General features: G+C 56.9%; 18 protein-coding genes. 12 read left to right on the forward strand and 6 right to left on the reverse strand.

Annotation, left to right across the window (positions count from 1 at the left end):
• Positions 1-10 precede the first annotated feature (10 nt).
• The 11 genes from hisD to QBD29_RS16890 all read left to right on the forward strand — a co-directional run bounded on the left by hisD (position 11) and on the right by QBD29_RS16890 (position 10,258).
• Positions 11-1,339, forward strand: a complete 1,329-nt coding sequence (gene hisD / locus QBD29_RS16840; protein WP_280099240.1) for a histidinol dehydrogenase — start codon at positions 11-13, stop codon at positions 1,337-1,339.
• A gap of 23 nt (positions 1,340-1,362) precedes the next feature.
• Positions 1,363-2,019, forward strand: coding sequence for a hypothetical protein (locus tag QBD29_RS16845; RefSeq protein ID WP_280100994.1), 657 nt, complete (start codon positions 1,363-1,365; stop codon positions 2,017-2,019).
• The gene (locus tag QBD29_RS16850; protein ID WP_280099241.1) at positions 2,016-3,035 is read left to right on the forward strand and encodes an ester cyclase; all 1,020 of its coding nucleotides are present in this window, start codon (positions 2,016-2,018) and stop codon (positions 3,033-3,035) included. The genes QBD29_RS16845 and QBD29_RS16850 overlap by 4 nt, the downstream gene beginning before the upstream one ends.
• Positions 3,032-3,796, forward strand: coding sequence for an SDR family oxidoreductase (locus QBD29_RS16855; protein WP_280099242.1), 765 nt, complete (start codon positions 3,032-3,034; stop codon positions 3,794-3,796). Before QBD29_RS16850 ends, QBD29_RS16855 begins: the two co-directional genes overlap by 4 nt.
• A gap of 99 nt (positions 3,797-3,895) precedes the next feature.
• Positions 3,896-4,909: a LacI family DNA-binding transcriptional regulator gene (locus QBD29_RS16860; RefSeq protein WP_280099243.1), complete on the forward strand. Its 1,014-nt coding sequence runs from the start codon at positions 3,896-3,898 to the stop codon at positions 4,907-4,909.
• A gap of 3 nt (positions 4,910-4,912) precedes the next feature.
• The gene (locus tag QBD29_RS16865; protein WP_280099244.1) at positions 4,913-5,890 is read left to right on the forward strand and encodes an ester cyclase; all 978 of its coding nucleotides are present in this window, start codon (positions 4,913-4,915) and stop codon (positions 5,888-5,890) included.
• Positions 5,887-6,849, forward strand: coding sequence for an ester cyclase (locus QBD29_RS16870; RefSeq protein ID WP_280099245.1), 963 nt, complete (start codon positions 5,887-5,889; stop codon positions 6,847-6,849). Before QBD29_RS16865 ends, QBD29_RS16870 begins: the two co-directional genes overlap by 4 nt.
• Positions 6,850-6,851: 2 nt before the next feature.
• The gene (locus tag QBD29_RS16875; RefSeq protein ID WP_280099246.1) at positions 6,852-7,496 is read left to right on the forward strand and encodes a pyridoxamine 5'-phosphate oxidase family protein; all 645 of its coding nucleotides are present in this window, start codon (positions 6,852-6,854) and stop codon (positions 7,494-7,496) included.
• Entirely contained in the window at positions 7,493-8,458 is a 966-nt protein-coding gene (locus QBD29_RS16880) for a cupin domain-containing protein (RefSeq protein ID WP_280099247.1), read from the forward strand. Before QBD29_RS16875 ends, QBD29_RS16880 begins: the two co-directional genes overlap by 4 nt.
• Before the next feature lie 101 nt (positions 8,459-8,559).
• Positions 8,560-9,813 carry an Hsp70 family protein gene (locus QBD29_RS16885; protein ID WP_280099248.1) on the forward strand — a complete coding sequence of 418 codons (1,254 nt, stop codon included), beginning with the start codon at positions 8,560-8,562 and terminating at the stop codon, positions 9,811-9,813.
• A gap of 34 nt (positions 9,814-9,847) precedes the next feature.
• Positions 9,848-10,258 carry a hypothetical protein gene (locus QBD29_RS16890; RefSeq protein WP_280099249.1) on the forward strand — a complete coding sequence of 137 codons (411 nt, stop codon included), beginning with the start codon at positions 9,848-9,850 and terminating at the stop codon, positions 10,256-10,258.
• Positions 10,259-10,314: 56 nt separating this feature from the next.
• Here the strand turns inward: QBD29_RS16890 and QBD29_RS16895 are convergent, their stop codons facing one another.
• From QBD29_RS16895 to QBD29_RS16915, 5 genes are all read right to left on the reverse strand, one after another.
• A complete protein-coding gene (locus tag QBD29_RS16895; protein WP_280099250.1) occupies positions 10,315-11,007 on the reverse strand; it encodes an RraA family protein in 693 nt (230 codons plus the stop codon).
• On the reverse strand, positions 11,004-12,131 hold the full coding sequence (locus tag QBD29_RS16900; RefSeq protein WP_280099251.1) for a cobalamin-independent methionine synthase II family protein: 1,128 nt from the start codon (positions 12,129-12,131) through the stop codon (positions 11,004-11,006). Before QBD29_RS16900 ends, QBD29_RS16895 begins: the two co-directional genes overlap by 4 nt.
• Positions 12,132-12,207: 76 nt before the next feature.
• On the reverse strand, positions 12,208-12,984 hold the full coding sequence (locus QBD29_RS16905) for a hypothetical protein (RefSeq protein WP_280099252.1): 777 nt from the start codon (positions 12,982-12,984) through the stop codon (positions 12,208-12,210).
• Between the two features lie 55 nt (positions 12,985-13,039).
• Entirely contained in the window at positions 13,040-13,600 is a 561-nt protein-coding gene (rsmD, locus tag QBD29_RS16910) for a 16S rRNA (guanine(966)-N(2))-methyltransferase RsmD (RefSeq protein WP_280099253.1), read from the reverse strand.
• On the reverse strand, positions 13,600-14,805 hold the full coding sequence (locus tag QBD29_RS16915) for an FAD-dependent oxidoreductase (RefSeq protein ID WP_280099254.1): 1,206 nt from the start codon (positions 14,803-14,805) through the stop codon (positions 13,600-13,602). The genes rsmD and QBD29_RS16915 overlap by 1 nt, the downstream gene beginning before the upstream one ends.
• Before the next feature lie 84 nt (positions 14,806-14,889).
• Between QBD29_RS16915 and QBD29_RS16920 the strand changes: the two genes are divergently transcribed.
• A complete protein-coding gene (locus QBD29_RS16920; protein WP_280099255.1) occupies positions 14,890-15,378 on the forward strand; it encodes a peroxiredoxin in 489 nt (162 codons plus the stop codon).
• A 74-nt stretch (positions 15,379-15,452) separates the two neighbouring features.
• On the opposite strand, the gene QBD29_RS16925 is transcribed toward QBD29_RS16920, so the two are convergent.
• On the reverse strand, positions 15,453-16,238 hold the full coding sequence (locus QBD29_RS16925) for a mechanosensitive ion channel domain-containing protein (RefSeq protein WP_280099256.1): 786 nt from the start codon (positions 16,236-16,238) through the stop codon (positions 15,453-15,455).
• Positions 16,239-16,240 lie beyond the last annotated feature (2 nt).

Consider the following 16,240-nt stretch of genomic DNA (forward strand, 5'->3'; position numbering starts at 1 on the left):
GACACATCATATGGCCATCACGTATCTTAAAACCGCCCGCAGCGCCGAAGCCCGCGCAGACGACGATGCAAAAACACGCGCAATTGTGGAAAGCACGCTGAAACAGATTGAAACAGGGGGTGATGCCGCCGTGCGCGAATTGTCGGAAAAATTCGACAATTATTCTCCTGCGTCTTTCAAACTGTCCCAAGATGAAATCGACGCATTGATTGACTCCCTGACAGACCGTGAATTGGCCGACATCAAATTCGCCCAGCAAAACGTGCGCGATTTCGCCCAAGCCCAGCGCGACAGCATGCTCGATATCGAAGTTGAGCCGATGCCTGGTGTGATCTTGGGGCACAAAAACATCCCCGTGCAATCCGTTGGCTGTTACGTGCCAGGCGGTAAATTTCCGATGGTCGCCTCTGCCCACATGTCCGTCGCCACCGCCTCCGTGGCAGGTGTGCCGCGTATCATCGCCTGCACGCCACCGTTTCAGGGCAAACCCAACGCAGCCGTCATCGCCGCCATGCACTTGGGCGGCGCACATGAAATTTACGTCATGGGCGGCATTCAGGCCATTGGCGCAATGGCCCTTGGCACCGAATCCATCGACCCCGTGCACATGCTCGTCGGCCCAGGCAACGCCTTTGTCGCCGAAGCCAAACGCCAGTTGTTTGGCCGCGTGGGCATCGACCTGTTCGCAGGCCCAACCGAAACCATGGTTATCGCGGATGACACCGTGGATGGCGAACTCTGCGCGACCGATCTGCTCGGCCAAGCCGAACACGGCTACAACTCCCCCGCAGTCCTGCTGACCAACTCGCAAAAGCTGGCGGATGACACATTGGCTGAAATCGACCGCATCCTGAAAATCCTGCCCACCGCCGACACGGCGTCTGTGTCTTGGGAAGAATACGGCGAAGTGATCCTCTGTGACACTTACGATGAAATGCTTGCCGTTGCGGACGATATCGCATCTGAACACGTCCAAGTCATGACCGACCGCGATGACTGGTTCCTTGAAAACATGACCTGCTATGGCGCCCTCTTCCTCGGCCCACGTACGAACGTATCAAACGGCGACAAAGTGATCGGCACCAACCACACCTTGCCCACCAAAAAGGCAGGCCGCTACACGGGTGGTCTCTGGGTTGGCAAGTACCTCAAAACCCACAGCTACCAGAAAATCACCACGGACGAGGCTGCAACCCTCATGGGCGAATACGGCTCGCGGCTGTGCATGCTCGAAGGGTTCGTCGGCCACGCCGAACAGTGCAACGTGCGTGTGCGCCGTTACGGTGGCATCAATGTGCCTTATGGCGAGGGCGCGCCCTACCGCGACGCCGCTGAATAATGACCAGACGCGCCCCAAAATCCATGTGGTCGCTTGAGACCTTGGGGCGTGTCCGCCTGTCGCGCCACTTCTTCATGCGTGATTTTTTCTATTCCGAAATCTCCGCCTTCCACGGCATCCCCAACATCCCCGATGATCCCGACACCATGATCGAAGCGGGCCGTGGTCTTGCACAAAACCTGCTCGATCCTTTGGTGGAAACCTTTGGTCCGCTGGCGATCCGATCTGGCTACCGCTCGCCAACGCTGAACCAATACGGCAACGACAACAAACTCAACTGCTCCCACAACCGCGCGAACAAAGCCCAACGTCTGTGGGATTACCGCGATGACAACGGTCATATCGGGGCCTGTGTGTCCGTGGTCATTCCGTGGTTTGCCGATCAATACGGCGATCACCCAAATCCCAAACGGGATTGGCGCGATCTGGCATGGTGGATGCACGATCACATCCCCTATTCCGCCATCTGGTTTTTCCCGAAACTCGCCTGCTTTAACCTCACGTGGTCTCCTGCCCCATTGCGCACCATATCCAGCTATGTCGCGCCACGTGGCATGTTGCTCAAGGCAGGCGACTCGCCATCCGAAACCGCCGAACAGCGTCAAAACCGCTACGCCGATTTCCCGCCATTCCGCGCGATCCACTACCCCAAATCGCCTGACACCTGGTCCCCCGCATGACAGATCCCACGGCAAAATATCGCGAAGCCCTCTATCACTGCGATCCCGCAACGGCGCGCGCCGAACTGGTGTCCGCTAGTGCGGAAGATGCAAAAATGCGCCTCAGCTATCCGTTTGAAACTATGGACGGCCCCGCCGCATTTTTCGACGCCGCTCTCGTCCCGCTCAGCCAAGCAATCCCAGACCTAGAGCGCCGTGACACCATCCACACCCAAGGCACCTGCCAAAACGGTCACGTCTGGGTCGGCCTCTGTGGGTACTACACAGGCACTTTCCTACACCCGTTCCTCGATATCCCACCAACGGGCCGCATGGCCCACATGCGCTTTCACGAATTCTATCGCGTTGAAGCAGGCAAAATCGTCGAAATGCAAGCGATCTGGGACATTCCCGAACTGATGATGCAAGCAGGTGCTTGGCCCATGGCCCCGAGCCTTGGCCGCGAATGGCTCGCACCCGCACCTGCCACCCAAGACGGGCTCAACCGCTCTGCATCAACTTCAGATCAAAACGCGGCAAACTGCCAGATCGTGATCGACATGCTCGAACATATGATCAAACACCCCTCCCAAGGTGGCCCCGAAGTGATGGAGCTGGACCGCTTCTGGCACAGACACTTCTCTTGGTACGGCCCCGCTGGTATCGGCACAGGGCGTGGCGCATCGGGGTTTCGCGACATCCACCAAATCCCCTTCCTCGCCGCCATGCCCGACCGTGGCCAGTATGAAGATGAAATCACCCACCACTTCTTTGCTGACGGTCCTTATGTGGCGGTCACAGGCTGGCCTAATATGGCGCAATCCGTGCTGAACGATGGCTGGATGGGAATCGCCCCATCGGGCAAGAAAATCACCATGCGCAGCCTTGATTTCTGGCGCATCGAAAACGGGCTCATTCGGGAAAACTGGGTGCTCGTCGACATCCTTTCCGTATATGCACAGCTCGGCGTTGACGTACTGGCCCGCATGCGCGAATTCAACAAGATGAAACCACCCTACCAAGGACGCACACCATGACCCTGCCCCGCACACCCTCCTTCCGTCTTGATGGCAAACGCGCTCTTGTCACAGGTGGCACATCTGGCATCGGCCTTGGCTGTGCTGTGTCGCTGGCTGAATACGGCGCACACGTTACCCTCGCAGCACGCAATGTGGACCGCATGAAAGACGCCGCCGAAGAAATGCGCGCCAACGGCTGGTCCGTTGATACTATGGCCATGGACGTGGCTGACATCGCCGCCATGCAGGCCAAAATCGCCGAAGCGGACACATTTGACATTTGCGTCAACTCCGCTGGCTATGCCCGTCACGCGCCAGCGGTGGACACCACCGAAGATGACTTTGACGCGATGACCGACCTCAACGCCAAGGGCGCATATTTCCTTGCACAGTCCATCGCCAAAGGCCTGATTGCGGCGAAAAAACCGGGCTCCATCATCCAGATCACCAGCCAAATGGCACATGTTGGCGGCCAAGAACGCGCCGTTTACTGCGGCTCCAAACACGCGGTCGAAGGCTACACCAAGGCGCAAGCCATCGAATGGGGCCCCCACGGCATCCGCGTTAATACCATCTGCCCCACCTTCGTGCGTACACCGCTCACCGAACAAACCTTCAAACGCCCCGAACTCGTGGCCTGGATCGAAGACAAAATCAAATTGGGGCGCATCGGCGAAGTCGAAGACATCATGGGCGCCACCCTGTTTCTTGCTTCCGATGCCTCTGCCCTTATCACAGGCACGCACATCCTCGTGGACGGAGGCTGGACAGCCGACTGATGCAAACCCAAGCGAGCATAGCAACACAAAAAGCCGCCCCAATTCGGGCGGCACTTTGCGTTTCTTTTGTCCAAAAATACTCAAAACAGGCCGCCGCACATGCCCAACGATAAGGTAACATCCCTCGACGTTGCCAAACGGGCAGGCGTTTCCCAATCTGCGGTTTCCCGCGTGTTCACCAAAGGCGCGTCCGCCAGCCAGAAAACCGTGGATAAGGTGAAAAAAGCCGCCGAAGAACTTGGGTATCGCCCGAACGTCCTCGCACGCTCGTTGATCACAGGCCGCTCGCGCATCATCGGCCTCGTGGTCGCGTATCTCGACAACTACTTCTACCCAGAAGCACTCGAAAAACTCTCAAACGCGCTTCAATCTCGCGGCTACCATGTAATGGTTTTCATGGCCTCCAACACCACGGAAAACATCGAAAGCATCGTGGCGGACATGCTCGATTACCAAGTAGACGGCATCGTCGCGGCCTCTGTGTCCATGTCTTCAAACCTCGCGGATCGCTGTGCCACGGCAGGCATCCCGCTGGTGTTTTTCAACCGCTCGCAAGCGGGCGAAGGCTTGTCCTGCGTTACGTCAGACAATTTCGCAGGTGGCCAAAAAGTTGCCGCCTTCCTAGCCACGCACAAACCCAACCGCATTGGCTACATCGCAGGATGGGAAGGCGCATCGACCCAGCGCGACCGCGAAGCAGGTTTCACCGCTGGCCTGACCGCCGCTGGCCTGTCGATCCAGTCGCGCACCATTGGCAATTTTCACACAGATCAAGCCCGCCAAGCCGCCATCGAAATGTTTTCCAAACCCGATCACCCAGATGCGGTGTTTGTGGCCAACGATCACATGGCCTTTGCCGTGATGGATGTGCTGCGCTCTGACCTTGCTAAACATGTGCCCGATGATGTGAAACTCGTCGGCTTTGATGATGTGCCCCCCGCTGCCTGGCCAGCCTATGATCTTACGACTGTGCGCCAACGGGCCAACCAAATGGTCGATGAAACCGTCAATCTGCTGATGGAAACCATCGAAGACGGCACCCCGAAACCCAGAACAATCGAAATTGACGGACCGCTAATCATTCGCGGCTCCGCGCCAGACCCAAAAGGATAAGACATGCGTGGATTTGACAACCGCTGGAAAGATTTCCCCGACTACATCATCGGCATCACCAAAGAAATCTGGGAAGATCGCGGCCTTGCGACCCTGCACGATTATTACGCACCCGACATTCCCGTACGCTCGCCCGCGTCTATGGTGATTGGCAACCAAGATGTGATCGCGGCCACAATGGCTACGCTCGCAGAGTTTCCCGACCGCACGCTTTACGGCGAAGACGTGATTTGGAGCGGCACACCAGAAGACGGCATGTTGTCTTCGCACCGTCTGCATTCCACCGCCACGCACACTGGCGACGGGGCCTACGGCAAAGCAACGGGCAAACGCCTGCAATACCGCATCATCGCGGACTGCCATGCCATCAACAACCAGATCAATGATGAATGGCTGATCCGCGATCAGGGCGCCATCGTGCGCCAAATGGGCTGGGACCCTGCTGATTATGCGCGGGATTCCATTGCACGCGAAGGTGGGCCAGAAAACTGCGTGCAGCCGTTCACACCTGCAATCGACCAACCTGGCCCTTACAAAGGCCGCGGCAATGACAACGAATGGGGCCAAAAATACGCGGACATTCTGACCCGCATCATGGGCGCGGATCTTGCTGTTATTCCCGCCGAATACGACCGCGCCTGCCAGTTGGAATACGCGGGCGGACGCTCTGGCCTGTCCCACGGCGACGCCGATAGATTCTGGACCTCCCTGCGGTCCTCCTTCCCCAACGCCAAATTCACCATCGAACATCAGATTGGCCGTGATGACCCGATGATGCCGCCCCGTGCTGCCATCCGTTGGGGCCTACACGGCAAACACGAAGGCTGGGGCGCGTTTGGCACCCCCACTGGGGCCGAGGTTTACATCATGGGCGCAAGCCATGCGGAATTCGGCCCTTGGGGCCTGCGCCGTGAATACACGCTGTTTGACGAAACCGCCGTCTGGAAACAAATCATCCTTGCGACAGGAGCCGTTGAGTGACCGAAGCCTTCACGGGATTTTCGCAGCGATGGGCGGATTTCCCTAACTACATCATCGGCATCACCAAAGAGATTTGGGAAGATCGCGGGATCGCGACTCTGCATGATTATTATGCCGATGATGTGGTCATGCGCTTCCCCTCGGGCATCCTGCACGGCAATCAAACGGTCATAAATGGCACTATGGCGACCATTGCCGAGTTCCCAGATCGCGTGCTCTTAGCCGAAGACGTCATTTGGTCAGGCGACGCAGAAACGGGTTACCTCTCCTCTCACCGTGTGCGCACCACTGGCACACACACGGGGCATGGCGCATTTGGCGCCCCAACAGGCAAACAGTTCTACATCCGCGTGATCGCCGATTGCGCGGCCAAGTCCGACACCATCTATGATGAATGGCTGGTGCGCGATTACGGCGGCATGGCGCGACAACTGGGCCTTGATCCCCAACAAATCGCACGAGTTCAAGTCGGCGATGGAACCCGCCCATTTACCCCCGCAGATGACGTGGATGGCGGCTATCACGGCACAGGCAACACCAATGAATGGGGCGCAAAATACGCCGATATTCTGCACCGCATCATGGCCGCCGATCTTGCCGTTATCCCGCGCGAATATGACCGCGCCTGCCATTTGCACCACGCTGGCGCGCGCGATGGTCTTTCCCACGTTGACGCGGACACATACTGGACCGCCCTGCGCTCATCTTTCCCCTCGGCCACTTTCGCAATCCACCACCAAATCGGCCGCGATGACCCAATGATGCCACCCCGCGCCGCAATCCGCTGGTCCCTCACGGGCAAACACGATGGCTGGGGCATGTTTGGCCCACCCACAGGCGCACCCGTCCACGTGATGGGCATATCCCACGCCGAATTCGGCCCATGGGGCCTGCGCCACGAAACCACGCTTTACGACGAAGTGTCGATCTGGAAACAGATAGCACTGCACACGGGGTAATTATGGACACATACAACACACATCTGTTCGGGCAGGCAGCGCTGGAGTTGCAACACAAGATCGGCAAGCGCGATCAATTTGCCAAAGTCTACGCCAACCGCTGGACCGATGGCATCACGGATCGCTTCAAAGAATTCATCGCCAATTGCACCACCATGTATATCGCCAGCACCGTTGAAAACGGCTGGCCCTATGTGCAACATCGCGGCGGCCCCCGTGGGTTTTTGAAAGTGATCGAGCAAGACACACTCGGCTTTGCCGATTACCACGGTAATCAGCAATTCATCACCCAAGGCAATCTTCAAACCAACGACCGCGTGTCACTGATCCTGATGGACTACGCGGCCAAAGCCCGCATCAAAATGATCGGCCATGCCACCATGATCGACGCAAGCGAAGACCCCGATCTTGCCGCCGAACTCCACGTGGACGGTGAAGGCCCCGTCGAACGCCTCACTACAATCAAGGTCACCGCTCTCGATGTGAATTGCCCCAAATACATCACCCAACGGTTCGACGAGGGTGAAATCCAAACCATGCTCGGCCCGCGCATTTCTGAACTCGACCGTCAGGTCGGTGTTCTTGCGGATCGGCTCAAAGAACTCGGCGAAGACCCCGCCGCATTATTGAAAAAGGAAACACCATGACCCCAGCAGAAATGGAAGCCCGCATCGTGCGCTACGGCGACCTGCGCCCCTGTAAAACCGCCTTTATCGACGCCCACACACCGGGGTCCGATCAAAAGGAAAACTTTACCATCATCGGTGGCGGCGTATCCGAATCTGCCGACCAACACGTCCACATTGCCGACACACCAGGGTTCAACATCGGGGCCGCGGGGCAACCACCCAAATGCCGCAATTCCCTGCACACCCACCGCACCGCCGAAGTGTTCTTCGTGCTCAAAGGAACATGGCGTTTCTTCTGGGGCCGCTGGGGCGATGCAGGCGAAGTCACCTTGCAAGAAGGCGACATCTTTAACATCCCCACCCACATGTTCCGTGGCTTTGAAAACATCGGCACCGACTACGGCATGATCATGGCCATCCTTGGCGGCGATGATGCAGGCGGCGGCGTTGTCTGGGCCCCTCAGGTCATTGAAGACGCCAAAGACCACGGCCTCGTCCTTGGCGACAACGGCAAACTCTACGACACCAAAAAGGGCGAAAGCCTGTCCCAAGGCGTGTCCCCGATGCCCGTCCTAGACGCCGAAGCACTCAAAGAGTTCCCAGAACCCACCACAACCGAAGTTGTCCCGCATTATGTGGCCCGCTACTGGGATATGATGGCCCTGTCCGACAAACAGCCCTGCGATGTCATCGGTCCTAACGGCATGCTGCGCGACCGCCCCGGGTTTGACGTGGAATTTCTGTCTCGCTCATCCATCAGCAGCGACAGCTACTCCCACGCAGACCACGAGGTCTTGATGCCCATGCGTGGTCACTGGCGCCTCACTTGGGATGGCGGAACCACTGCGCTCAACCCCGGCGACACCGCTGCGATCCCACCCAACGTGGCCCACAGCCTAGAACCCGCCATGACAGGCGAAGCCAGCCTGTTCCGCGTGCGCAGCAACGAAGACCCCGCAGGCCGCACAATGGCACTTTGAGTTCAAATCGCCTCAGCCTCGCGCTGGGGCGATACCCTCTTGCCAGCATCCATCCCTTCGCCTACACCGACGCTCCCCATTCCACAGTCCGAGTCGTCGTCATGCAAACCTCATCCAACACCCTTGGCATTGATTTCGGCACTTCAAACTCTGCCGCTGGCATCTGCGTAAACGGTCAACCGTTCATCATCGAACTGGAAGCAGGCGAACAAACCTTGCCCACGTCCGTTTTCTTCGATTTCGACACACGCAAAACCACCTTTGGCACACCCGCCAACCGCGCCCTGATCAACGGCAGCGATGGGCGCTATATGCGTTCCTTGAAATCAGTACTTGGCACATCGCTTATGCACGAACCGCGCCGCATGATGGGCGAAACCCTCACGTTCGTGGATATCATCGCAAGGTTCCTCAAATCTGTGAAACAGCGGGCCGAAGCCACCTGCCACACCGATTTTCCCTATGCGCTTTCAGGCCGCCCGGTACATTTTCATTCGAACGACGCGGAACGTGATGTGCAGGCGCTGCGCGATTTGCGTGACTGTTATGAACGGGCAGGCTTTCTCGATGTGGTTTTCCTGAACGAGCCAGAGGCCGCCGCCCTCGCTGCGGGTCCATTGCCTGACAACAGCACCAACCTCATCGTCGATATCGGCGGTGGTACGTCCGACTTTACCGTGTTCCGCACCAACGGCGCAGACACGGAGATCATCGCCTCTTACGGTGTGCGTATTGGCGGCACGAACTTTGACAAATCCATCAGCTTTGATCACGTCATGCCGCTCATGGGCCGTGGCACGCAAATCCGCAAGGAACTCGGAACCGAGCTGCTGAACGCCCCCAACGCCATCTATCAAGACCTCGCCACATGGGAAAAAATTCCCTTCCTCTATACCGCTGATATGCGCCGCAATGTGGATCAACTGATCCGCGTTGGTGTTGATCCTACCCTGTTCGAACGGCTCAAAACCATCCTCACAGATGAACTTGGCCACGACCTCGCCTTCACAATCGAACGGGCCAAAATCGCCGCGAACAAAGCAGACCGCGATGCTGTTCCCATCGACCTCGGCCTAATCGAACGCAATCTCTCCGCCATGCTCAGCGGTGCAAACCTCGCCGCCTCGCTCAGCGCGCACGCCACCGAAATTGGCGAAACGGCGATGGAAACCCTGCGCATGGCGAATGTGACAGCTGAACACATCGACACCATCATCTTCGTGGGCGGTTCTTCCCTCATGTCCGCTGTCCAAACCGAAATCACCGCGCGGTTCCCAAACGCCGCGCAAAAACACCAAGCCGCCTTTACTGGCATCGTCGAAGGCCTCGCGCTGGCCACCGCCAAAACCGCTTGACCTTCCAGCCACTAGAACCGCTAAACCCGTGGCTATGCACAGCACTCATGGACTCATACTGCCCCGCCAATCTTGGCTCGCTGCCCTTGGCGCGCTTTACATCATCGCTCTTTTGATCAGCCACGCGACCCTCCCAAAACAGCATGTTTGGGCTATCGCCGCTCTGTTCAGTATCATCATGAACGGCGTCTACATCCACTCCGCCCTGAAAAACCGCCGCTTCGTCACAACCGAAACCACAATCGCCACCCTGCTTGTCGTTCTGTCAGGACTTGGCGTTATCCTATCACCCATTTACGTCATCGCAGCCATCGCCCTGCACGGGGCATGGGACCTCGCCAAACACTTTGGCGCAGGCCTGCCGTTCTTTAGCTGGTACACATGGGGCTGCGCCACGGTGGATTTCACCTATGCAGCGGCGCTCACGATTTACCTATTCAGATAGACCGCCGCCCCTTTCTTCTGGCCAAAAATATCCCCGGCGGAGCGTCCGAACGTACCTCAGGTCCGTGACGCCTCAAACGCCGCCCAGGCCTTTTCAAACGCCTCGAAATCAAACCCATCCGCGCGCGCTGGCTCCAGCACAACCTTCTCGGTTTCCAGCAACTTCAAAATTGCTGCTTCCAGCACATCTACGATATCATTTGGGATCACCAGCGCCCCATGCCGATCCGCATGCACCAGATCGCCGTCATTCACCGTCATCCCAAAAATCTGCACCGGCGTGCCAATTTCGCGCACATGCACAAACCCGTGGCTCGGCCCGATGGAGCCCGCCACAACAGGAAAACCCTTTGGTAAATCGCCTAGATCGCGCATCACACCATTGGTCAGCGCACCCGCCATGCCAAACCCTTTGTGAACGGTCGTGTTGATTTCGCCCCAATAGGCCCCAATCGCGTGCGGATAATCCAGATCCTCAACCACCGCGACACAGCCATCCCCGCCTTCGGCCATATGCCGATAATACTGCATCCGCCGCGCTTTGATCACATCCGCAGGCTCGGTAGGCGGCTCCACCGCAGCAATCTTCGCCGTCCGCGCATATCCAACAACGGCTTGGCTGACGTCTGAACACTGCATGGTCCCGCGCGTGAAATCATTAAACCCACGCTTACCCTGCGCTACCTCAATCGCGTTACAAACCGTCGGCGTATCAACCGAGCGTAACAGCTTCATCAAACTCGGCGTCATTTGCTGGCAATCTCCGCGCCTTTGGACAGGCTTTCCAGCTTTGCATAGGCAATCTCTGGGTCCACCGCCCCAAACCCTGCAAACGTGCCAAACCCGCAATCGGACCCGGCCACCACACGATCCGCTCCGATAATATTAACAAACCGTTCAATCCGCTGCGCCACCAATTCAGGGTGTTCGATAAAGTTTGTCGTAGTATCCACCACCCCTGGAACCAACACTTTGTCATCGGGAATTTCCGCACGACGATCCCGAAACACGGTCCATTCATGGGCATGGCGCGGGTTCGAAGTTTCAAACAAAACGTACCGCGATTTTGTGCGCATCAAGGTCGAAAACACCGTGTCCATGTCAATATCACAGCAATGAGGCCCTTCGTAGTTGCCCCAACAAATGTGAACGCGCACCTGTTCCTGCGGCACATTTTCAAGCGCATAGTTCAACGCATCCACGTGGCCCTCAATCACTTTCACGAATTCTGCATCTGACAGGTCGGAAAACAGCATATGGCGCGATAGGGCCAGATCAGGACAATCCAGCTGCACATCCAATCCCGCCGCCACAATGGTTTCGTATTCCACCTTCATCACTTCGGCGAGCGCACCCAGATAATCTTCGCGCGTTTTGTAAAAGTCATTTTGCAAGAACAGCGAAATAACCCCAGGCGATGCCGCATTCATGAACCCACGCGTTGCCCCGTGTTTCGCCATTGCCGCCTTCAGGTTCGCGATATCCTTGTTCAGCTCGCCTTGCCCCTTGGACGTGACCTCTGATGTACACATAGGCCGCGCGTACTGCGGTGTGCCCCCATCATCGGCCAGTCGTTGCAAAAAGGTCGGGAACATTTTCAAATCCGCAGGCGCGTTGCGCGGGCTATCGCCCGAAAACCCCGTGTAACGATCCTTTACATAGGTCGCATAAGAAATCTTTGACGTTTCCCCATCGGACACAAGATCAACGCCTGCCGCCACTTGTTTGCGCACGGTTTCATCCACCGCTGCCGTCATACAGGCATCAAACGCAGCCTGATCGTAAGGCTGTTCATTTTCACGGGCAAAGATGAAATCCACCACCTCTTGCGTGCGAGGCAACGATCCAACATGGCTGGTCATAATCTTGGTCATCGGGCGGTCCTTTTCACAAATCCGTTACCGCCAAACTAACAGCCCTCTCGCCCAATGCAAGCGTATGCAAAGCCGATTACCGCAAAACGCCCGCGTCGGTTAATTCCGCTCGTGTTGGCCGCCACAATGCTTCGGGGGCGGTGGCAAAAACACGTTCCACGAAGGTTGCATCAATCCCGCGCGCCACGAAAAAAGCGCGGTCTTTGTCCTCGATCACACCTTTATCAACAGTTTGCACCTGCAACGGATCAACGAACCGATACCCATGGAACCCAAGCACGCCATCAGGCCCCAAACTGCGCGATGCTCCCCCCGCAAACACCAACGTGCAGGCGGAAAAACACAGATCATCCACATGCGTGTCCGCCCCAATCTGCGCCAGATACAGCCCAATTGCACGCCCCGCTTGAACCTGCCCGCCTTCGCTGTTTAGCACCACGCGGCGCACCGGGCCCGCGGCCTTCAGCTCTGTTAATATCTGGTAATCAATCGCGCCCGAAACACGTGCCTCATCGCCCACAACACTGACTTTGGCTTCATATCCAGCCACCGCCAAATCCACAGGGGGCGCGGGCAACAGAACACCAATGCCCACCAAAGCATTTGAAACCAGCGCCACACCCATTGCCGCATAGACCCCATACACACGGCTTAACGCACCGTCTTGGATCACCCGCTCTGCAAACCGTACCGCGCCCACACATTGCCAGATAGATACAACGACCAAGACCCCTAAAATCGGCCAGCCAACCCACCGCGCAGCATATGTCAGGCCAAAGGACACCCCGATCAACAACAGCACGGTCAAAACAAACCCACACTGCCCTCGCCAAAATGTTGCGATAAGTCCCATCTCAAAATCAAACGCGATACGTGGGTTAAAAACAACCCATCCGTTTCTTCCGAGCTTAAACAACCTCTAAAATATGTACCCAAGTGTCGCCATATTTTCGCGCATCCAACATTGAAAACCCATCTGGACAGGCCTGCTCGCGATTCTCTTCCCAAACCACCAGCGCATCATCTGACAGCCAACCGCCCGCCAATGCCGCAGCCAGCGCACCTTCTCCCATCGCTTTACCATAAGGTGGGTCCAGAAACACCAGCCCAAACGGCTCCCCTTCCCACGCGCCCAATTTCCGCGCATCGCGCCGCGCCAGCTTCACCTCGCCCTGAACCCGCAACATTTTTGCGTTTTCAGAAATCAGCGACGCCGCTTTGCGCCCATCATCCACAAACTGCACCCATTTGGCCCCGCGCGACAGCGCCTCAAACCCCAGCGCCCCCGTCCCTGCAAACAGATCAAGCACCCGCACATCCGAAATCGGATCGCCATAGCCCCCATTCACCAGCAGATTAAAAATGCTTTCGCGCACGCGATCCGTTGTGGGCCGCAAATGCGCCCCCGCATCACCCTTGCCCACCGATGCCAGCGCAGTTCCCTTAAACCGGCCAGAGATGATCCGCATTACAGCAACGTCTTTAATGCAACCGCAGGATCGGCCACCGCCGCCTTATCTGGCGATTTACCCGCTTCAATCAACCGCTTGCCCACCATATAGGCACGGGGTTCATTTGCCGCATCCACCGCCAACAATTCATCGCCCTTGTAATACCAAAACGACGCATCGCCATCCTTGTCACCTGGCCGCGTCACGACCGCATCATACCCAGCATTCAACCCTGCAATCTGCAATTTCACATCATACTGATCTGACCAGAACCACGGCTTGGCCACATATTCCTTGCCCGCACCCATGATGTTCTCTGCCACCACTTCTGCTTGGTCAATCGCGTTCGGAACACTCTCCAACCGAATACGCCCGCCGCGATACGGGAACGATGCACAGTCCCCGGCGGACCAAATCCCATCAACAGACGTGCGCCCCTGCGCATCTGTCGAAATCCCATTGTCGATGGTGCAACCTGCCATTTCGGCCAACCCAATCTCAGGGACGATCCCCACGCCAACAATTGCGAAATCCACATCCAGTTCACGCCCATCAGACAGCACCGCGCCTGACACACGTTCCTCTCCAATCAACCGATTGAGGCCAACGCCTTCCAGCACTTCAACCCCATGTGCCTTGTGTAGCGCGCGAAAGAAATCGGATGTTTCAGGGGCCGCCACCCGCTGCAAAATCCGATCTGCCATTTCCACCAACGTCACAGTCACACCTTTTTTGGCTGCAACCGCGGCCGCTTCCAATCCGATGTAGCCACCGCCAATAATCAGCACGCGCTTGCCGTCCGCAAACTCTGGCTCCATCGCCTCCACATCGTTCAGCGTGCGCACGGTATAAACCCCACCCAAATCGCCCCCAATGGCGCTTGGCAATCGGCGCGGCGAAGACCCTGTGGTTAAAACCAAATCGTCATAGGCCAGTTCGCGCCCACCAACGGTAATGGTCTTGGCACGTGCATCCACACCCGTCACTTCGGCCCCAAGCATCAACTCAATGTTGTTTTCAGAATAGAAACTCTCTGGCCGCAGATACATCCGCTCTAACGTCATCTCCCCCAGCAAATACCCTTTGGACAACGGCGGGCGTTGATAGGGCGGCGCAGTTTCAGCCCCAATCAGGGTAATCTCGCCCTCAAATCCCGAATTGCGCAATTTTGCGACACAAGAACTGCCTGCTTGTCCCGCACCTATAACAACCACATGACCCATGAATCGCCTCCGTTTAGACTGGCACACCGCCGTCACCGCACTATAGTTACGCTCAACCTAAAACCAACTCGGAAGGAAACTGCAATGGCTATCGAAACAGGTGACGCGCTCCCAGAAGCAAAACTCGCGAAAATGGGCGCGGATGGCCCAGAAGTGGTGGATTTGAATGCCCTTGGCGCTGGCAAAAAACTGGCGATCTTCGCCCTGCCAGGTGCCTTTACAGGCACATGCTCCACAGCGCACGTTCCTTCCTTCATCCGCACCATTGACCAGTTCAAAGCCAAAGGCGTGGACGAAGTCATCTGTGTGTCCGTCAACGACGTCTTCGTGATGCAGGAATGGGGCAACCAGACAGGCGCAACCGAGGCAGGCATCCACATGCTCGCGGACGGCGACGGCTCCTTCACCAAGGCAATGGGCCGCGATTTCTCTGCGCCACCTGTGGGCCTGATCGACCGCTCCAAACGCTATGCGATGATCGTGGATGACGGCAAAATCACCGCCCTGCAAGAAGAAGAAAATCCAGGTGTGTGTGATGTTTCAGGCGGCGAAGCCCTTCTCGAAGCGGTCTAAACCGGCACCACATTCAAACGTCAAAGGGGGCCCACAAACGGCCCCCTTTTTCTTGGTCTAAATATCCAAGTCCTTTACGCGTCTGCGCGCACCACCGTTGTGGTCGGGAACGGAATATCAATCCCGCCTTGATCAAACGCATCCTTGGCTTGCCGTGTCAGATCAAACTTCACATCCCAATAATCATCCGCATCCACCCAAACGCGCACTGTGAAATCAACCGAGCTGTCCCCCAAATTCGTCACTTTCACAAACGACGCAGGGTCCGTCAAAATCCGATCATCCGATGCAACCAAACCGCTCAGAATTTTATCCGCCAGCTTTAAATCACTGCCGTAACTCACCCCAAACACCAGATCGACGCGCCGCGTGTCATGGAAAGAATAATTTTTGATCGCAGCACCAAACACCTGACCATTGGGCAAAATAATCTGCACGTTGTCAGGGGTCGCCAACTCTGTTGTGAACAGGTTCACGCTTTTGACCGTGCCAGCGAATCCATCCAGTTCAACAAAATCGCCAATCTTAAAGGGGCGGAAAATCACCAGCATCACACCAGCCGCCAAATTCGCCAGTGTGCCTTGCAATGCCAATCCAATCGCCAAACCCGCCGCACCGATAACCGCCACAAGGCTTGCGGTTTGAATGCCAAATCGCGCCAGAATGAAAATGCCTGCAAACACCAACAGCGCATACCGCGCGATACTGCCTAGAAATGTGAACAGCGTCTCGTCGATGTCCTCATACTCGCGCGAATAACTCACGATGAATTTTTTCAACACCCCACCGGCCCAAACAGCCGCCACAAGGATCGCACCCGCATAAATCACATTGAAAATCAGATCGCCAATCCAACCCATAA

It is taken from the genome of Amylibacter sp. IMCC11727, from assembly GCF_029854195.1.
Taxonomy (GTDB): Bacteria; Pseudomonadota; Alphaproteobacteria; order Rhodobacterales; family Rhodobacteraceae; genus Amylibacter.

Bases quoted from the DNA above. Each gene is read 5' to 3' on its own strand.
- rsmD (WP_280099253.1), bottom strand. From the start codon at position 13,600: ATGCGGATCATCTCTGGCCGGTTTAAGGGAACTGCGCTGGCATCGGTG.
- QBD29_RS16865 (WP_280099244.1), top strand. From the start codon at position 4,913: ATGCGTGGATTTGACAACCGCTGGAAAGATTTCCCCGACTACATCATC.
- QBD29_RS16880 (WP_280099247.1), top strand. From the start codon at position 7,493: ATGACCCCAGCAGAAATGGAAGCCCGCATCGTGCGCTACGGCGACCTG.
- hisD (WP_280099240.1), top strand. From the start codon at position 11: ATGGCCATCACGTATCTTAAAACCGCCCGCAGCGCCGAAGCCCGCGCA.
- QBD29_RS16875 (WP_280099246.1), top strand. From the start codon at position 6,852: ATGGACACATACAACACACATCTGTTCGGGCAGGCAGCGCTGGAGTTG.
- QBD29_RS16855 (WP_280099242.1), top strand. From the start codon at position 3,032: ATGACCCTGCCCCGCACACCCTCCTTCCGTCTTGATGGCAAACGCGCT.
- QBD29_RS16860 (WP_280099243.1), top strand. From the start codon at position 3,896: ATGCCCAACGATAAGGTAACATCCCTCGACGTTGCCAAACGGGCAGGC.
- QBD29_RS16890 (WP_280099249.1), top strand. From the start codon at position 9,848: ATGCACAGCACTCATGGACTCATACTGCCCCGCCAATCTTGGCTCGCT.
- QBD29_RS16895 (WP_280099250.1), bottom strand. From the start codon at position 11,007: ATGACGCCGAGTTTGATGAAGCTGTTACGCTCGGTTGATACGCCGACG.
- QBD29_RS16925 (WP_280099256.1), bottom strand. From the start codon at position 16,238: ATGGGTTGGATTGGCGATCTGATTTTCAATGTGATTTATGCGGGTGCG.
- QBD29_RS16850 (WP_280099241.1), top strand. From the start codon at position 2,016: ATGACAGATCCCACGGCAAAATATCGCGAAGCCCTCTATCACTGCGAT.
- QBD29_RS16900 (WP_280099251.1), bottom strand. From the start codon at position 12,131: ATGACCAAGATTATGACCAGCCATGTTGGATCGTTGCCTCGCACGCAA.
- QBD29_RS16920 (WP_280099255.1), top strand. From the start codon at position 14,890: ATGGCTATCGAAACAGGTGACGCGCTCCCAGAAGCAAAACTCGCGAAA.
- QBD29_RS16845 (WP_280100994.1), top strand. From the start codon at position 1,363: ATGTGGTCGCTTGAGACCTTGGGGCGTGTCCGCCTGTCGCGCCACTTC.
- QBD29_RS16905 (WP_280099252.1), bottom strand. From the start codon at position 12,984: ATGGGACTTATCGCAACATTTTGGCGAGGGCAGTGTGGGTTTGTTTTG.
- QBD29_RS16885 (WP_280099248.1), top strand. From the start codon at position 8,560: ATGCAAACCTCATCCAACACCCTTGGCATTGATTTCGGCACTTCAAAC.
- QBD29_RS16915 (WP_280099254.1), bottom strand. From the start codon at position 14,805: ATGGGTCATGTGGTTGTTATAGGTGCGGGACAAGCAGGCAGTTCTTGT.